The organism is Bacillus smithii (genome assembly GCF_001050115.1).
GTDB classification, from domain to species: Bacteria; Bacillota; Bacilli; order Bacillales; family DSM-4216; genus Bacillus_O; species Bacillus_O smithii.
Genome location: NZ_CP012024.1, coordinates 2,423,976 through 2,441,928, shown reverse-complemented (window position 1 = coordinate 2,441,928; position 17,953 = coordinate 2,423,976). Strand labels below are relative to the sequence as shown.

The window sequence follows — 17,953 nt, the reverse complement described above, 5'->3', positions numbered from 1 at the left end:
CGACGTTGACGATTCTTCATCAAGTAGGTGATGTGATGAAAGATTTCCCGATTCGGTTTGTATTGACAGATGAAGCGATTACCCCAAGTGCTGGGCTTGCTCTCGTTGGCTACTTACTCCATCGAACGAAACTGGATAAACGGGTAAACGCACTTCGGCTTCCAACGGTTCGTCGAGAAGTGCACATTTCCCATAGCGATGTCATTCGCTCGATGATTGGCTTGCTTGCCACAGGAAAAACGGATTTCGATCATATCGAAGCGTATCGTCAGGACGATATCTTTTCGGCATCGATGGGGATTCAGCACGTGCCTTCCTCTCCAACCTTGCGACAACGACTCGATCAGCTCGCTTGTCTTCCGATGACCGAAACGATTCTTTGGGAGGAGTCCATACGTCTGTTGATTCAACGACATGCCACTTTGTCCCCTTGTTGGACCAAAGGAAAGACGACATGGCTTCCCCTTGATATAGATGGTTCCCCATTTGACAACTCCGATACGAAAAAAGAAGGAGTCAGTCGAACGTATAAAGGATTTGACGGTTTTACACCGTTGTTTGCGTATGCAGGGAAGGAAGGGGATCTCGTTCATGCCGAGTTGCGTCCAGGGAAACAACATGTGCAAGACAACATGCCCTCGTTTTTAGTCACCGCTATCCGTCGAGCTCGTCAACTGACTTCATCTCGTCTGCTTGTTCGCATGGATGCAGGAAACGATGCAGAAGCGAATGGGCACGTATGCCTAAAGGAAGACGTGGACTTTGTCATCAAGCGAAACTTACGCCGAGAATCGAAAGCGCTTTGGTTCCAGATCGCTTCGCAAAAGGGCAAACGTGTCGATGATGGACAAAGCGAAGGAGTACAAACCTATGAGCTATGCCTTCCACAGAAGGCAGCGATCGATGGAAACACGTATACGTACGTTCAAGTCACCCAAGTGACGGAACGGACGATGGAACGCAATGGACAGCTGATGCTCGTTCCTGATTATGAAGTGGAAAGCTATTGGGTGCGGCTCAAAGGATACGAGCATGTTCGAATGAGCGATGTGCTCGCGTTGTATCATGACCATGCGACAGGCGAACAGTTTCATAGCGAACTGAAGAGCGACTTAGATTTAGAGCGGCTTCCATCTGGGAAGATGAAAACGAATGCGCTCGTGTTGGTCATGGGAGCCTTCGTTTACAATCTTCTTCGTCTGATTGGACAAGATCTATTAAGCGATCCGAGACATCCGTTGCACCACAAAGTGAAACGCCGCCGCATCAAGACGATTATTCAGACGGTGATCACGATGGCAGGGCGACTCGTCCGTCGATCACGACAGATCTGGATGAAACGGACGCGAAGGAGTGGCTATAGCGAGCCCCTACTGAACGTCTATCAGAAATGGAGAGAGGCAAGATAACGAACGAATGTTCGGGCACTGATGTCCAACGTCACTCCCTGTGCTTTTTTGTCTATTTTTTTGGTTCGTATACCTAAAAAAAGAGATTTGTTCCATTTTCGGAAATAGAGATGACATAGGTCATAAGCATAAAAAGGGTTTTATGGATTATCAATCCATCAAAATTACAACAAAATCAAAGTCGATTTCAATTCATCACGGATTCAGGTCCTAATGTATATTGGAAAAATTTAGAGGTTGATTTTTGTGCGATTCAGCAATCATTGATGGATGGCCATGAAACGAGAATCCCTCCAGGTACATACCTCATAAATAGGCCGATTGAACAAGAGAATATGCGCCTGATTGGTGAGGAAAGAGGCAAATCTAAATTGGTTCAAACGGACACCACTCAGCCTGTGCTCATCACAGGTGGCGTTCCATACATATCTGATTTATACATCGGTCATTCTTCCCTTCCTTCTTCTAAAGAGAAAGTTCCCAATGGCACCGGAATCTACTTAAAAACTGGATTACGAGACGGAGCGGTTCTGGAACGATTGTATATTGAAAGTAATACTAGCGGCATCTATCTTCGTGAAAACAGCAAAGTTCATCTCTATTCTTCCTCTATTCGTGATATCCGTATTACTCGTTTTCGTCACTCCGCCATGTATTTGGCAAGCAGGGGAAATACAGGAAATGTCATATCGAATATATATGCGGTGAATTGGAATGACTACAACAAAAAAACAAAACTGCAAGCGAAATACGGTATGGTACTAAAAGGATTTGATGATGGGATTATTATGCAGTTGAATATCGAACATGGTTTATACGGCAAGGGGATCATTCTAAGCGGAAGCAACATCGATCTCGACAGCATTCACTTTGAAGGATACGAACCGAGTGAAAACTATGGTTCTTTTTTCTATATAGACGGAGATTCGAAAACCACTATCCGAAACACATCTCTTGTCTACAGCCGATTCGATGAAAAGAAAGCGCCGAATTACTCCATTCTTTCCGTAGGGAATAACGCCAACATCGTCATGGACGGTTTTCGTGAAAGAAAAAATAACGTTATCGGATCCCCTCGTTTACGAAAATTTTACGGGACCTCTACAATCGAAAACAAAGCGAGTATCAAAGCGGATAATTTTTATATGGAAGACAGGCTGTTTCGAACGGATGATTACTTTCCCATCCATCCTGTGATCCCGATCGTACGGCAATACAATAATGAACGATATTTTTGGATGGAAGGAGACACAAGGCATTTTGTGAAATCATCCATGCCCCAAAGCGGCACCTATCAAAAAGGAGATATTGTTCATAACGCAGATGCCGCTAAACAACTGGCTAAAGGCAAACCATTTGTCGAAGAATGGATTCGTCTAACAAACGGAAACCGCCATATATTAGGAAAAGACTGGATGAAAGTCAAAAAACAAGTAAAATAGCTTTTCTTTTTTCTCTTTCAACAAGCTAAAAGTCGGTACCCCATAAGGAATAAATCTTAGTGGGATGCCGGCTTTTTTTATTTAAAAGTAGTTTAGAATAAATAAATATGCATGTGATAATCAGTTTGTCTATTGGAATACCAATTACTTTTATATGAAAGCGACTATCCAACCATGTGATTACAAATTTTTCCGGTTTAGTAAAAATGAATCTTGATTTCTTACGTTTGTGTTGGTATACTCAAGTTACTACCTTGTTTTGCAAGTCAGTATCTTTTTTTGGTTAGGTAACTTGTTTAACAAGATACCGTGTTTGATCATGGTTCTGATCTTCCTAAGTTTTGGCAAGATAGAGGAATGTGTGGTGAATGATCTTTGTCATTAAAAAGTCAATTGCTGAAAGGAGTTTTAGAAGGATGTATTTTGGCGGTGATTGCCCGTGAAGAAATTTATGGGTATGAATTAAGCATGAAGCTGGTCGAGTATGGATTGACGTTTGTGAGTGAAGGAAGCATTTATCCGGTGCTTCTGCGCATGCAAAAAGAGAATCTTATTTCTGGAACTCTGAAAGATTCTCCGAACGGTCCAAAACGAAAATATTACCGGTTGACCGATTCAGGGCGACAACAGTTGGAAGAATTTAAAGAAAATTGGATGGACCTGAAGGTTGCAGTCGATCATATTTTGAATCAAAGGAGTGAGAACCATGACAGCAGAAGAGATGATCCAAGTAAACAATGAACGACGGAAGCAATTGAACGAGGAAAACAGGAAGTATTATGAAAACATGCTTGTTTATTTGCGGCTCAGTTCCATTCCGGAAAAAAAGACGGAGGAACTGCTGCTGGAAATGCTGGACCATTTGCTGATCGCCCAAGAAGAAGGGCGGTCGGCGGAAGACGTATTTGGCAAAAATCCGGAATCCTATTGCAAAGAAGTCGTGCAAACAATGGGCAAACAATCGTATTTCAGGTTCAGTCGTTTTGCCTTCATCTTTGGGATCGGCTTGTATATTGTTTTTTTCATAGACGGCATTTCCCGATTGATCATTTATCCTTTGTTAAACCAATTTACCGATCTGCCTCCGGTAAAAGGGTTTTCTGTTGATTATTTCTTTACACCTATTTTTATGTGTCTTGTCTTCGACATTATTTTATTGTTTCTGAGGGAATCCACGTTTAAGAAATTTAGCGTCCGCGTATTATTAGGATATGTTTTTCCTATTACGATCGCCTATTTTTTACCGCTCGTCATCTATTTTTTCTTAAAAGATATTCTGCCTGTCATTCCGATACCTGCATGGGCTAGTTTGCTGATCGGTCTTTTGCTTTGGAGGATCCATAAAGTTGTGTTTAAGCATGTGGATATATTTTGACAGATATTTTTCTAATGGCAAAAAGGTCATGTAAAGACGCTTTTAACAAAAGAAAGCTCTCTCGACAATTGAGGAACGGATGAGTGATTAAAAATGGAAGAAAGTTGTACACATCTGAAAGAAACCGGGATGACTTTTAGCCATAAGAGTGAGTTTCTTGTCTGTTGTTTTTGAAAAATAAGGATATTCCCACATTGTTCCGTGAAAAAATAGGCGGATCTTCACTCTTGAAAAACAAAGTAAAAAACGAGAAAATGTTTGATAGACTGCTGAAGCTTCTTTTCTCATAGAGTTCGTTTAGAAATGAAGAAACTAGGAAACTTTTAGAGCGAAAAGAATGTCGGTTTAGGAATGAAAATTTTCATATATACATAAAGAAATAGAACAAAGAGGCATTCTCAATGGCTCATGGAGATAAAGGATATAGTCTTTGAGTTTTGAAGCATTTCTTTTCAGAAATTGAAAAAACGAACGAAACGTTTGTAAAACGGCGCTGCCAATTTGCCAATAAGAAAATATTGCGGAAGATCCGTTCGTGCCGTTTAAGGGAGAAAAAATGAAAAAAGTGTTTCAGCAGCAATGGTTTTTATCGCATATTTAGAGAGTGATCATCTAAAACGGATGACATGATCAGAAAGATGCAACCAGAAAATACAAAAGAATGAGGCGAGATACGTTGATAAACAGGCCAATAGGTGTAATAGATTCCGGAGTTGGGGGTCTTACAGTTGCTATTGAGATCATGAGGCAGCTCCCTCATGAAACGATATATTATATTGGTGACACAGCCAGATGTCCTTATGGGCCTAGACCCGTGGAAGAGGTCAAACAATTTACTTGGGAAATGACCCGCTATTTGCTTCGTTATGATATCAAGATGCTCGTGATCGCTTGCAATACAGCAACGGCTGCTGTTCTCGACGAGATTAGAGAAGCACTCGACATTCCGGTTATTGGAGTCATTCATCCCGGAGCGAGAGCGGCTATTAAAATGTCAAAACATTTTCGTATTGGGGTTCTAGGTACGATCGGCACTATTAAAAGCCGTGCGTATGAAAAAGCTCTTCATTCTATCAATAAGAATGTAAAGATCTTTCCGCTTGCATGTCCTAAGTTTGTTCCTTTGGTAGAAAGCGGGGAATATCATAGTGCCATGGCCAAAAAAATTGTAGCGGAAACATTGCTGCCGCTCAAAGATAAACAATTGGATACGTTGATATTAGGCTGCACTCATTATCCGCTTCTTGAACCCATTATTTCGTCATTCATGGGCGAAAATGTTGCGGTGATTAGTTCAGGAGAAGAAACAGCAAGAGAAGTGAGCGCCATATTGCATTATAAAGAACTTTTAAACATGGAGAAATCTTGTCTCCCTAATCGATTCTTTACAACTGGATCTAAAGAGCTGTTTTATAAGATCGCTTCCGATTGGCTCCAAGATCCAACGATAGATGTTTCTACGATTCGTTTAGATGAAAATGAACTCGTTTTTTAAACTGCGGCGAATTTCTTTTGGAAAACGGTCTAATTTTCCTCACCAGCTCGTATACATGTAGTACAAACTGTGTGAGGAGGTTTCATGATGGTCAAAAAGAAAACTCTCGTCGCGGCGGCTGTCATTTTATCGTCTATTTATTTGACAGGATGCGGATTGCTCGGCAGCAATGAAAAGAAAGAGAACATTGATCCACCGCAAAAAGTAACTTATTTAAAAGAGGACGGGTCCTTAAAAGAATTGCAACATCAATCTGCTCAGGACATGAAAAAAGAAGACGTAATGATGACAGATTTGTATCTGATAGATAAAAACGGTTATGTAGTATCGCAGACGCTGCCGCTTCCCAAAACGCAAAGCATCGCCAAAGAAGCGCTTGAATATCTAGTAGACGACGGGCCGGTGTCAAATATGCTTCCGAACGGGTTCAGAGCGGTGCTGCCGGCCGGCACGGAAGTACGAAGCGTTCAAATTAAAGATGGAAAGGCCATCGCGGACTTTTCTCCTGAATTTAAAGAGTACAAAGCGGAAGACGAAAAGAAAATTTTACAGGCTATTACTTGGACGTTGACGCAGTTTGACGCGGTGAAAAAAGTCGAACTGAGAGTGGACGGCCAGCCATTAAAAGAAATGCCAGTGGATGGGACAGCGATTGATCCCAATGGATTATCCAGAAACATCGGAATTAATTGGGATGTTGAAAACGTGGTCGACATCACGAATACAAGACCGATCACCGTTTATTATTTAGCTCAAGACGGAGAGAATTATTATTACGTCCCCGTCACAAAAAGAGTGAGCAACAATAATAAAGATAATGTTACGGCGGTCGTCAATGAGCTCATCAAAGGACCAAGCCCTTCGTCTGAACTGGTAAGCGAATTTATGCCGGATGTGAAACTGATTAGTGCTCCGGTGGTAAAGGATGGAAAAGTCACATTAAATTTTAATAAATCGATTTTAGGTAGTTTCGAGGAAAAAATGATCTCCAAAAATACGTTAAATCCTCTTGTGCTTTCTTTGACAGAACAGAAAGGGATTAAAAGTGTAACCGTTGAAGTGGATGGCAAGACAAACTTAGTAGACGACAAAGGAAAACCCATCAGCGAAACCGTTTCAAGGCCCGAGCATGTCAACACCGGTAGTTTCTAAAAAAATTTTTTTGGTATATTATATAATAGATCAAAACAGAGGTTGGCAAATGCCACCTCATTTTTATTGGACATATCGAAAAAGCGAAGCGACTGAAGAGTCAATAAAAAATCGTTCTCACGGTAATGGTGGAAGTTTCGGCCTTGCGGGGATTTTGCCGTGGGACAGGAGCTGCAGCTTAAAAGGAGGATCTATGGTGCGAGTAGATGGAAGACAAAAAAATGAATTAAGAGCGGTTAAGATCGATACGGATTTTTTAAAACATCCGGAAGGCTCCGTGCTTATCACCGTTGGAGATACACGGGTTATTTGCACCGCTAGTATCGAAGACCGTGTTCCCCCTTTTATGAGAGGGTCCGGTAAAGGATGGATTACAGCGGAATATTCCATGCTGCCACGGGCAACTGAGCAAAGAAATATAAGAGAATCTTCCAAGGGAAAAGTATCAGGAAGAACAATGGAAATTCAACGATTAATTGGGAGAGCTCTTCGGGCGGTTGTCGATTTGGAATCCATTGGCGAAAGAACGGTATGGATCGATTGCGATGTCATACAAGCAGATGGCGGAACACGCACCGCTTCGATTACCGGCGCCTTTGTAGCGATGGCAATGGCGTTGCATCAATTATCTATTCAAAAAGAAATGTCGACTTTTCCGGTAACCAATTTTCTGGCTGCTACTAGCGTAGGCATTTTACATGGAGAGGGAGCAGTATTAGATTTAAATTATAAAGAAGATAGTGAAGCAATGGTGGATATGAATGTGGTCATGACTGGATCCGGAGATTTTGTAGAAATTCAAGGAACAGGAGAAGAGTCCACATTTTCCCATTCGCAGCTTCAAGAATTATTGTCATTGGCAGAAAAAGGGTTGCAAGAATTGATCGACATTCAAAAGCAAGCGCTAAGCGAAATAGCAGTGAAGATAGAAAGAAATATGTCAAAAGGTGGAGAAGCAAATCGATGATGCGAGAAGTTGTGATCGCCACGAAAAATAAGGGGAAAGCACTTGAATTTGAGCAAATGTTTCAACCGTTTCAGATTCAGGTAAAAACGCTTCTTGATCTTCCTGAATTCCCGGAAATCGAGGAAACGGGTGCGACATTTGAAGAAAATGCGATCATCAAAGCGGAATCGGTCATGAAAGAGACAAAAGCCATGGTTATGGCAGATGATTCAGGTTTGGTGATTGACGCGTTAGACGGCCGGCCGGGCGTGTATTCGGCCAGATACGCAGGTCCTGAAAAAGATGATGAAGCCAATATACAAAAGGTGTTAAGGGAATTGGAAGGAGTTCCTCTTTCAAAACGGACAGCTCGTTTTTATTGTGCTCTGGCTCTTGCAATTCCGGGACGAGAAACCATAACAGTGAACGGGACATGTGAAGGATTCATCACCTTTGAGAAAAAAGGGGCAAATGGGTTCGGATATGACCCTATTTTCTTTGTCCAAGGTTATGAGCGTACGATGGCGGAATTGCTTCCAAATGAAAAAAATAAAATCAGCCACCGCGCCGAAGCGTTGGCAAAAATGAGAACGATATTGGAACAATTGGAAAGGGAAAGTGTACTATGAAGCTTCTAGTTGTAAGTGACAGTCATGGGGACACGGAAATTTTAAAAGATTTAAAAGCACGCTACGAGCAAGAGATGGATGCCATGTTTCATTGTGGTGATTCTGAACTTCCGGCAGACAGTGAAGTAATGAAAGGCTATATTGTGGTTAGAGGAAATTGCGATATGGATGATCGCTATCCTTATGATATCGTGGAAGAGATAAAGGGTAAGAGAATATTTATGACACATGGACATCGCTACGATGTCAAAGCGTCTTTCTCGAAACTGAAACAGAAAGCAAAAGCAAACAAAGCTGATTTTGTGTTTTTCGGTCATTCTCATCAAGCGGTAGCGGAAAAAATAGGCGAAACGTTGTTTTTGAATCCGGGGAGCATTCTCTTGCCGCGAGGTAGAAAAGAAAGAACCTATGCAATCGTGGAATTGGATGGAGACGATTCGGTTGTTTATTTTTATAACGAACAACATCAGCTGTTAACGGATTGACAAGCGGCATTTAATACATAGAGAAGAACAAACTGGCAATGGTTTTGCCTTTTGTTCTTCTTTATCTGAAAAAATAATCGAATGTTCTTTTTCAACTTTTTATAAAAACGGGAAAAAATTTTTTCGGTTTAAGAAATTTTAAGAAATTTTGGCTAGTTGTATAATCAAATGCAACAAGCATAAAAAATGAAAAACCATAGATAAACCACGTATGATTAAGTCGACTAAAACAATATCGATACGGAGGATTTATCTATGGCAATTACTAATTCTACCATAGGAGCTCGGCATTTCAAACACTTAACGGCTTATGACCGTGGGAAAATTGCGGCCTTACACGCTGCTGGTAAGACTCAACAGGAGATTGCAGATTATGTTGGTTGTCACAAAAGCACCATCTCCCGTGAGTTAAGAAGAGGTACAGTGCCACAAAGAAAAAGCAACGGGAAAATTGTTCATGTCTATTTTCCAGACACAGGTCAACTTCTCTATGAGAGAAACAGGAAAGCCTGTGGCCGCAAGCTAAAACTAGACGATGCCATCGAGTTTATTAAGTATGCCGAAACTCAGATCCTTGATAAGAAATGGTCTCCTGATGCGGTATGTGGGAGAGCCAAACGTGATGGGAAATTCAAAGACAAAATGGTTTGCACCAAGACCCTTTATAACTATATTGATCTAGGACTTATAGGCGTTAAAAACATTGACCTACCTATGAAAATTACCCTGAACACCAAGAAAAAACGTAACCGGAAGAATAAGAAGATCTTAGGACGCAGTATCGATGAGCGACCAATTGAAGTCAATGAACGCCAAGAGTTTGGTCACTGGGAAATTGATACGGTTATAGGCAAGAAGACTAAAGATCAGGCCTTATTGACTCTTACTGAGCGCAAAACCCGTAAAGAAATAATTTTGAGAGTGACAGCCAAGGATAGTCTATCCGTTTCAGAAGTCATATCTCAGTTGAAAGTGTCTTATGGTAATCGGTTCTCTAAAGTGTTTAAAACCATTACGGCTGATAACGGTTCTGAATTTGCTGACCTCGGCCTTAGTGTTGAAAAAGATCTAACAGAGGTTTATTTTACACACCCTTACACATCCTGTGAACGAGGAACCAACGAGCGTCATAATGGCCTTATTAGGCGCTTCATACCAAAGGGGAGACCCATTTCCTCTGTGGCAGACGAAACCATTACCTATGTTGAAAATTGGTGTAACCATCTTCCAAGGAAGATCCTCAATTATCGTACACCTGAGGAGTGTTTCCAAATAGAGTTAGCTGGCTTAGCTTCTTAACCTTAAGCCAGCTAACCCAAAGGGTTGGTTTTTAGCAACTTGACAAAGAGCCTCTGCGGGCATGGCTACCAGCCATGAAGCCAGGTATACGGTACTGGCTGGGCCAACCAGGCTACCATGCCCGCCACTCCACGTCAAGTCGCGCAGAGTGTCCCGATTCTACTTAATCATGGGTTATCTGGTCTTTCAATACTTGTTGCATTTAATATTGCAATTTAAGTTTAAGAAATTTTTTCGGTTTGTACAAAAAAATGATTGACATTTATTTTGGATGTTAATATAATTAAAAATGTCCTTGATGAAATTGAAAAAATGTCCCAGTAGCTCAGCTGGATAGAGCAGCGGCCTTCTAAGCCGTCGGTCGGGAGTTCGAATCTCTCCTGGGACGCTAAAATTGTATAAACGCAGTATTGACGCGGTATTGTGACGTTTACATAAGCGTTAAAATAACGCTAAATGCTGCCGAGACGATGAACGTCTTGCCTAGTGAACGTTGGACGATATGTAACGTATCGTTCGACGGTAGCCGTTAAAGGAGGCTACACACAATGGCAAGGCGTTTTTTGTATGCCAGGAAAATGGCGGATAATAAAGAAGCGACCAAAATAAAAGGAAACAAAGATTTAACTTCGGCTGGAGTGTTTGAATGATTGATTAGAGCAAAATCGGAAGTGAAGTGATGCGGCATGATTACAAAATTTGATAAAATGCCACCAAGATAAAAAGAAGCCCGGAAACAAGAGATGAGTATTTACCTAATAGTTTGGAGATCGTTCCCTTTCCGATTTTATTACCAAGCCAAATCGTGATAATTCCCCATATGGTGATGCTGATTACTGTGGGCCAGATAAATAAATGATTGGAAATGGCCGCCCCGAAACCAGTGATAATATTTGAAAAGGAAAGAGTGAATCCGAGAAAGATGCCTTGACGGATTCCAAGATTTTGAATCTTTATATGTTGTTTTTTACCGAAAATCAATTGATGACCGTATTCACTATAAACAATAAATAGACCAATGCTGCATAAGACACTGAATGAAACCCACGCAGCCTCCTCCGAAGAAATATATCTAGAAATAAATGGTCCTAAATATACACCAACTAATGCAGTGACAAATCCAATCAAATTGACAATGAAGTTAATCCAAAAAGGAAATCGAATTTTTTTTAGACCATACGCTATTCCTACAGTCGTGTTATCCAAATTAGAACTGATTCCAATGAGATTGATAATTATAAAAAGTGTGAACCAATCCAAATTATGATCCCTCTCTTTTCGAAATGTCATTTCTCCGTAAGTATAGGTATATGAACATATATCGTTTTCAAGGCTAGTCTTATCCTATGATGAAAAGATGAAATGATATAGGACAAACACAGAGGGTCATTAATGTCATATATAAAATTAGACTTTTGATTGGCGTTGGACAAACACGAGTCAGTCAAGACTTTGTGGGAATTTTTTTGGTTCGCTGAAAATAGATGTAAGTCATAGGTTAGCGAACCATTTTTTTGAATTTCATCCGTAAGCGCTTTCGGACTCTCATCCCTTGCCATGACAGACGAATATGTATACCTTTTTTTACCATCCCTTGAATTCAGACAGGGCATGATAGATCGGAGTCCCGGACGATTGCTGTAAATATGGCACGTTATTCCGCGTTACCTCTGGAAGAAGACGGCGGATGCGTTGTTTCGCCTTGTTCACGATCGTCTGTTTGGTAGATGCCGTTTCCTCCGCCGGATGCGACGATTCTTCTCCTAAACGATGTCCGAAAAGACGAATCCCATCCATCCGGGCAATCATTGCCTTGAAAAACGCCCTGAGTCCCTTGTCTGTCCAACTGCGGCGGTATTTCACCCGATACGCCAGCTGGCTCATCACGCTTTCAGCCCTCCCCATCGGATACATGCCCGTTGTGTCCACTCCTTGCTCCTTCAGCCATTCCCGGTAATCACGGATGCATCCCGGCATCGATTCGATCCGGTGGATCAAGGCAGCCAGCTGTTGTTCTTTCGCTTCGTCCCCCAGCGTGCCGAGGGCGCTGTTCAGTTCCACAAGCAGCTTCTCTTCATCCTGCTTCGCCAGCTTTTGCCGAATCGCCTGCCACCGTGGATGGCCCGAGAGGCATTGGCGCAACTCACGCGCCACGTGGAATCGATCCAATTGGAAGCAGACCCGTCCTTTGAAATACTCCCGGCACGCGGTAATCCATGGAGCGCCGTCCCCGTTGATGACAAGAAGATCCCGACACGGATCATAGGCATATTCGTTCATCAAAAATTCCTCGAAGCCTTCCCACACCTCCCCCTTGCCTTCATGGACGTAATGGCGCTGATTCACGAATTCGATCCGTGAGCCGTTGCGCTTCCATCCTTCGTGAACGGTCAGGATTTTGTCTTCCTTGGCCCGTTTTCCCTTCCCTTGGAGAGAGACAAACAGTCCATCGGCCTCCACAAACAGCACCCGTCCATATCGCTGGTCAACCGGGCAGTGCAGCGGAACTTCAGCCTCGAGCACCAACTGGCGGATCGTCTCATGGCTCATCACCGGATACCCGACCATCTGGGCAAGCGTATGAGCCGCTTTGCGATAGGAAGAGCACTCCACAGCCAATCCCATCGCCGTTTCTTCTAGACAAGGGCTGATTGACTGCGATCCATCAAACGCTAAAAAGGAATCAAGCAAAAACGTGTAACGGTTTTGTTCTCGGTCTAAATAGTAGTTTCGCTCAAAGGTAACTTCGCCAAACAAGGTTTGAATCGTGGTGCGTCGTTTGTCTTTCAAGTGGTACCGGCGCTTGTCCCGGGTTTCCGCCAATTGTCGGTCGATGTCCTCCAACAGAGCCGTAAACAGCTCGGTGAAGGCGTTTTGCAAGGCTCGAAACAAATCAAGTTCGATCTCTTTCCATGTCAACGAATTTGTGGTAAGATGTTGTTGAATATTCATGGGACTCTCTCCTCCTGTTTGATGGTGTGAACAATGATCATCTTACCAGGGAGAGAGTCCTTTTTTCATGTTTCCTGCTTGGGATCCTACCGCACTTTGCTTGGTGGCCCCGATGAGGGGGATTGCGAACCTACGTTCCCAACCCCCTCATCGGGGAATTCTAAGAATTTCTCCCACAAACATTTTACTCACACGACAAACACTGTTGACTTCACGCCATTTTTCGGTTTGATAAAATATATGAATTTATATAAAATCATATCCGAAAGAAAAGCGCAGCTGGCAGGCATTAAGAAAAAAAGGTCGGTCATATTCGAAGTAAAATCATTATCGGCATGAACAACGCGAAAGAAAGTGGCCGATTCACAAGAAAAGTATAATAAATATGAGAGCGAGATGCTGGATGGATGATCATGGAAGTCATTAAGCTTTTGTTGATAAAGTCAGCTTTAGTCGAATGTGCCGGGGAAAACTTGCCAAAGTGATCGTGAAAACGATTTCTTTTGTTTTTTCTGCGTTTCCGTGCTAAACTTATGGCAACTCCATTTGAAAAAGGCGGTTCATATAAGAATGGGCAGAAGAAAGAAAAATCTCCAAAGATTTGATAATGTTGTTGTATTGCCTGGTACACGGGAAAGATTGGTTGAAAAGGGAATCCAAGCTTTGCAGGAAAAAAATTATGAAGAAGCTTCTGATTTTCTTATAAAGGCTTTGCATTTTTCCGAGGATCCCGGTGACGATGAGATTCAAATGGCCTTGTTGCTTGCCCTTTATGAATGTGGTCAATATGATGAGGCGAAAGAATTGTGCGAAGAAATGCTTCAAGCGGGAAACGGCGATTATTACGATGTAATGGATTTATACATATCAATTCTCTTTCAAATGAAGGAATATCAGCGAGCTTACATTACGCTATCTGCTCTCTGTGAGGAAAACCAAATTCCTTCCGATAAAAAAGAGCATTTTGAGAAACTTTTGCAAATAAGCCGGAAAATGGCTTCTACTTCGGCGATAAATGAATATCAATCTGACTTTGACCGTGCACCTAAATTGTTTTACGAGGATGAATCAATTGAGCAGCAAACGTTAAAAGCGGCGGAGCTAGTTCAACGAAATATTGCTCCGTATCTAGACGAATTGATTGATATCATCGGGGATGCACATTCCCATCCATTTTTGAAAACTCTTCTCCTCAATATAATGAGGGAGAAGGGAGTGGATAAAGAAATTTTCGTTCGAAAGCTTCATTTTTCAAAACGATTGATCCCAAATCAGTTGGAAGAAGTTTTTCAAATGACCTATTACAAACAAGTTTTAACCAAATTAGAGGAAGCCGTTTCTCAATCTAATCCCGTATTGTTTTCCCAATTAACAGAATTGGTGAATCGCCACTTTTTTCTTCTTTATCCATTCGAACCTGAGTTCAGCGTGGACACTTGGGCTGCCTGTACGCTCCAATTGGCTTGTGAATATTACGGGGAAGCGGAAGAAGCAGAAATTCTATGTCCGCAGCTCTTCTCTCATGACGATGCTGATCGAGAAAAATGCATGGCTTATTTGAAAGAGTTAGATGAATTTTCTGCTCCCGTCTCTTAGCTTTTTATTGAAAGACTTAGTACGTATGTTATAATGTAATGGTTATAATATGTACTTTTCTGCTTGGCTTTCTTTTTGTACACTAAAAGTACGAAATTGATAAATGATTCATTTTTCAACTATCAACTTATAGATTTGTTGTGGAGGGAATTGTATGTCAGTGAAATGGGAAAAACTAGAAGGAAACCAAGGTGTCCTTACTGTAACGGTGGATGCCGACAAAGTGAATGAGGGATTGGACTATGCCTTCAAAAAAGTCGTCAAAACGATTAATGTCCCTGGTTTCCGCAAAGGAAAAATACCGCGTCCTTTGTTTGAAAAACGATTCGGAGTAGAATCGCTTTACCAAGACGCGCTCGATTATATCTTGCCGGAAGCTTATGCAAAAGCGGTGGAAGAATCCGGAATTGAACCGGTTGATCGTCCGGAAATCGACATCGAACAACTGGAAAAAGGAAAAGAGTTAATTTTTAAAGCAACTGTCACAGTTAAACCGGAAGTAAAACTCGGCGAGTATAAAAACTTAGAAGTGGAAAAAGTAGATACAGAAGTAACAGACGAAGATGTTGAAAATGAATTAAAAGCATTGCAAGAACGCTATGCTGAACTTGTCGTAAAAGAAGACGGCAAAGCAGAAGAAGGAGATACGGTTGTTATTGATTTCGAAGGGTTTGTTGACGGCGAGCCGTTTGAAGGCGGTAAAGCGGAAAATTATTCGCTTGAACTAGGTTCCGGCTCTTTCATTCCTGGCTTTGAAGATCAATTAATCGGAACGAAAGCAGGGGATGAAAAAGATGTGGAAGTCACATTCCCTGAAGAATACCATGCTGAAGAGCTTGCTGGAAAACCTGCCGTGTTTAAAGTGAAAGTTCATGAAGTAAAAGCGAAAGTATTACCTGAGCTTGATGATGAATTTGCAAAAGATGCGGATGAAGAAGCAGAAACGTTGGAAGATTTGAAAGCAAAAATTAAAGACCGTTTGAAACATCAAAAAGAACATGAAGCGGAACATGCTTTGCAAGATGCAGTGGTTGAAAAAGCAACAGCCAATGCAGAAATCGATATTCCTGAAGTCATGATCGAAAATGAAATCGATCGGATGATGCAAGAGTTTTCTCAAAACCTTTCCGCTCAAGGAATGAACCTTGAATTGTATTATCAATTCTCTGGTCAATCGGAAGAAGATCTTCGCAATCAAATGAAAGAAAATGCTGAAACTCGTGTTCGGACAAGCTTGACGCTTGAAGCCATTGCGAAAGCAGAAAATATCGAAGCCAGCGAAGAAGACGTAGAAAAAGAATTGCAAAGAATGGCCGATCAATTTAACCTATCAGTAGAAGACATTAAGAAAGCACTCGGCGATCTGGAAAACTTAAAAGCAGATTTAAGAATCAATAAAGCAGTTGAATTTCTTGTGGAAAATGCAAAAGTTGTTGCATAATAGTAGTAAAACGGTATAAAAACAAGGCGCGGGTTATACGTGCCTTGTTTTATACACCAATACATAAAATATTTTTAAAATATTTTGGTAATGAGCTCGGCATATTGCACATTATATATAACACTAAGCTTTTTATTTCGTGTCTTGTGTAAAATGTGTTAAAATGCTGTACATAACTCTTTGAAGGCTTTGAAACAACGGAACGTGGCAAAGCGAAGACTCGGCAATAATTGGTTTAAGAAGAATTGAGGGGTGAAGTAAATTGTTTAAATTCAGTGATGAGAAAGGACAATTGAAATGTTCTTTCTGTGGCAAAACACAAGACCAGGTCCGTAAGCTGGTCGCCGGACCGGGTGTTTATATATGTGATGAATGCATCGAATTGTGTACGGAAATTGTGGAAGAAGAATTGGGAACCGAGGAAGAAGTAGAGTTTAAGGATGTGCCGAAGCCGCGTGAAATCCGTGAAATTCTCGATGAATACGTCATTGGGCAAGACCAAGCGAAGAAATCTTTGGCTGTTGCTGTCTATAACCACTATAAGCGGATCAACTCCAACAGTAAAGTCGACGATGTAGAACTGGCAAAGAGTAATATTTGTTTAATCGGTCCTACTGGGAGCGGCAAGACTTTGTTAGCGCAAACATTAGCGCGTATCTTAAATGTTCCTTTTGCGATTGCCGATGCGACTTCTCTTACGGAAGCAGGGTATGTCGGAGAAGATGTAGAAAATATTCTTTTGAAACTGATTCAAGCCGCCGACTATGATGTAGAAAAAGCGGAAAAAGGAATTATTTATATTGATGAGATCGATAAAGTCGCCAGAAAATCGGAAAATCCGTCCATCACCAGGGATGTTTCCGGTGAAGGAGTTCAACAGGCTTTATTAAAGATTTTGGAAGGAACAGTGGCAAGTGTTCCGCCTCAAGGAGGAAGAAAACATCCTCATCAAGAGTTTATCCAAATTGATACGACTAATATTTTGTTTATTTGCGGCGGGGCCTTTGACGGCATTGAACAAATTATCAAACGCCGTCTCGGTCAAAAAGTGATCGGTTTCGGATCGGATCCAACGAAAGGAGAAATCGAAGAAAAAGATCTGCTTTCCAAAGTGGTTCCGGAAGATTTGCTGAAGTTCGGATTAATTCCGGAATTCATCGGCCGCTTACCGGTTATCGCTAGTCTGGAACCTCTTGACGAAGAAGCGTTAATTCAAATTTTGACGAAGCCGAAAAATGCGCTCGTCAAACAATATCAAAAAATGATGGAACTTGATCATGTTGAATTAGAATTTGAACAAGAAGCACTTGTTGAAATCGCAAAAAAAGCAATCGAAAGAAAAACGGGTGCACGTGGATTGCGTTCCATCATCGAAAGCATTATGCTGGATGTAATGTTCGATTTGCCTTCAAGAGAAGATATTTCAAAGTGTATCATAACAAAAGATACCGTTTTAAATAACAGCATGCCAAAGTTAATCGGGACGGACGGAAGAATTATTCAAGAAACAGAAGAACGAAAAACGTCTGCATGACGAAGGAGCCGATGTGTTCGGCTCCTTTTTCCCCTATTTATGAGAAAAAGATAAGCTTCCCCGCTTCACTTGATCAAACCTGTTATCTGTTCGACGATTGAACCGTGAAAACGGTGAAAATGGTCGGCGCCAGGCGCTTTTGATTTATGTTTATTCCCCTCGTGTCCAGGAGATACTAGCCGTATATCGATGGTTAAT

General features: G+C 41.6%; 15 protein-coding genes and 1 tRNA gene. 14 read left to right on the top strand and 2 right to left on the bottom strand.

Features of this window, described 5'->3' with window-relative positions; genetic code table 11:
* Positions 1-35 precede the first annotated feature (35 nt).
* The 11 genes from BSM4216_RS11450 to BSM4216_RS11400 all read left to right on the top strand — a co-directional run bounded on the left by BSM4216_RS11450 (position 36) and on the right by BSM4216_RS11400 (position 10,620).
* Complete coding sequence (locus BSM4216_RS11450; RefSeq protein ID WP_048624384.1) at positions 36-1,409, top strand: IS1380 family transposase; 1,374 nt, start codon at positions 36-38, stop codon at positions 1,407-1,409.
* A gap of 371 nt (positions 1,410-1,780) precedes the next feature.
* Positions 1,781-2,851: a hypothetical protein gene (locus BSM4216_RS11445; RefSeq protein ID WP_156179252.1), complete on the top strand. Its 1,071-nt coding sequence runs from the start codon at positions 1,781-1,783 to the stop codon at positions 2,849-2,851.
* Positions 2,852-3,226: 375 nt separating this feature from the next.
* Positions 3,227-3,592, top strand: coding sequence for a PadR family transcriptional regulator (locus BSM4216_RS11440; RefSeq protein ID WP_048623789.1), 366 nt, complete (start codon positions 3,227-3,229; stop codon positions 3,590-3,592).
* Positions 3,558-4,226 (top strand): DUF1129 domain-containing protein, encoded by a 669-nt coding sequence (locus tag BSM4216_RS11435; protein WP_048623788.1) that lies wholly within the window; start codon positions 3,558-3,560, stop codon positions 4,224-4,226. The genes BSM4216_RS11440 and BSM4216_RS11435 overlap by 35 nt, the downstream gene beginning before the upstream one ends.
* 679 nt (positions 4,227-4,905) lie before the next feature.
* The gene (gene racE, locus BSM4216_RS11430; RefSeq protein WP_048624508.1) at positions 4,906-5,721 is read left to right on the top strand and encodes a glutamate racemase; all 816 of its coding nucleotides are present in this window, start codon (positions 4,906-4,908) and stop codon (positions 5,719-5,721) included.
* Positions 5,722-5,805: 84 nt separating this feature from the next.
* Positions 5,806-6,873 (top strand): GerMN domain-containing protein, encoded by a 1,068-nt coding sequence (locus tag BSM4216_RS11425; RefSeq protein ID WP_048623787.1) that lies wholly within the window; start codon positions 5,806-5,808, stop codon positions 6,871-6,873.
* A gap of 196 nt (positions 6,874-7,069) precedes the next feature.
* Complete coding sequence (gene rph / locus BSM4216_RS11420) at positions 7,070-7,840, top strand: ribonuclease PH (protein WP_040341994.1); 771 nt, start codon at positions 7,070-7,072, stop codon at positions 7,838-7,840.
* Complete coding sequence (locus BSM4216_RS11415; protein ID WP_048624507.1) at positions 7,840-8,448, top strand: XTP/dITP diphosphatase; 609 nt, start codon at positions 7,840-7,842, stop codon at positions 8,446-8,448. The genes rph and BSM4216_RS11415 overlap by 1 nt, the downstream gene beginning before the upstream one ends.
* On the top strand, positions 8,445-8,933 hold the full coding sequence (locus BSM4216_RS11410; RefSeq protein ID WP_048623786.1) for a metallophosphoesterase: 489 nt from the start codon (positions 8,445-8,447) through the stop codon (positions 8,931-8,933). Before BSM4216_RS11415 ends, BSM4216_RS11410 begins: the two co-directional genes overlap by 4 nt.
* 255 nt (positions 8,934-9,188) lie before the next feature.
* Positions 9,189-10,232, top strand: a complete 1,044-nt coding sequence (locus BSM4216_RS11405) for an IS30 family transposase (RefSeq protein WP_048622401.1) — start codon at positions 9,189-9,191, stop codon at positions 10,230-10,232.
* Positions 10,233-10,546: 314 nt separating this feature from the next.
* Positions 10,547-10,620 (top strand) — tRNA-Arg (locus BSM4216_RS11400).
* Between the two features lie 302 nt (positions 10,621-10,922).
* Here BSM4216_RS11400 and BSM4216_RS11395 read toward each other — a convergent pair.
* Together BSM4216_RS11395 and BSM4216_RS11390 are read right to left on the bottom strand one after the other, a co-directional pair.
* A complete protein-coding gene (locus BSM4216_RS11395) occupies positions 10,923-11,492 on the bottom strand; it encodes a manganese efflux pump MntP (RefSeq protein ID WP_048624506.1) in 570 nt (189 codons plus the stop codon).
* A 324-nt stretch (positions 11,493-11,816) separates the two neighbouring features.
* Entirely contained in the window at positions 11,817-13,184 is a 1,368-nt protein-coding gene (locus tag BSM4216_RS11390; RefSeq protein WP_003355652.1) for an ISLre2 family transposase, read from the bottom strand.
* 570 nt (positions 13,185-13,754) lie between these two features.
* On the opposite strand from BSM4216_RS11390, the gene BSM4216_RS11385 reads away from it, so the two are divergent.
* The 3 genes from BSM4216_RS11385 to clpX all read left to right on the top strand — a co-directional run bounded on the left by BSM4216_RS11385 (position 13,755) and on the right by clpX (position 17,755).
* Positions 13,755-14,780: a tetratricopeptide repeat protein gene (locus BSM4216_RS11385; protein WP_048623785.1), complete on the top strand. Its 1,026-nt coding sequence runs from the start codon at positions 13,755-13,757 to the stop codon at positions 14,778-14,780.
* A 154-nt stretch (positions 14,781-14,934) separates the two neighbouring features.
* Positions 14,935-16,221, top strand: a complete 1,287-nt coding sequence (gene tig, locus BSM4216_RS11380; protein WP_048623784.1) for a trigger factor — start codon at positions 14,935-14,937, stop codon at positions 16,219-16,221.
* Between the two features lie 262 nt (positions 16,222-16,483).
* On the top strand, positions 16,484-17,755 hold the full coding sequence (clpX, locus tag BSM4216_RS11375; protein ID WP_003355551.1) for an ATP-dependent protease ATP-binding subunit ClpX: 1,272 nt from the start codon (positions 16,484-16,486) through the stop codon (positions 17,753-17,755).
* The last annotated feature ends 198 nt before the right edge of the window (positions 17,756-17,953 follow it).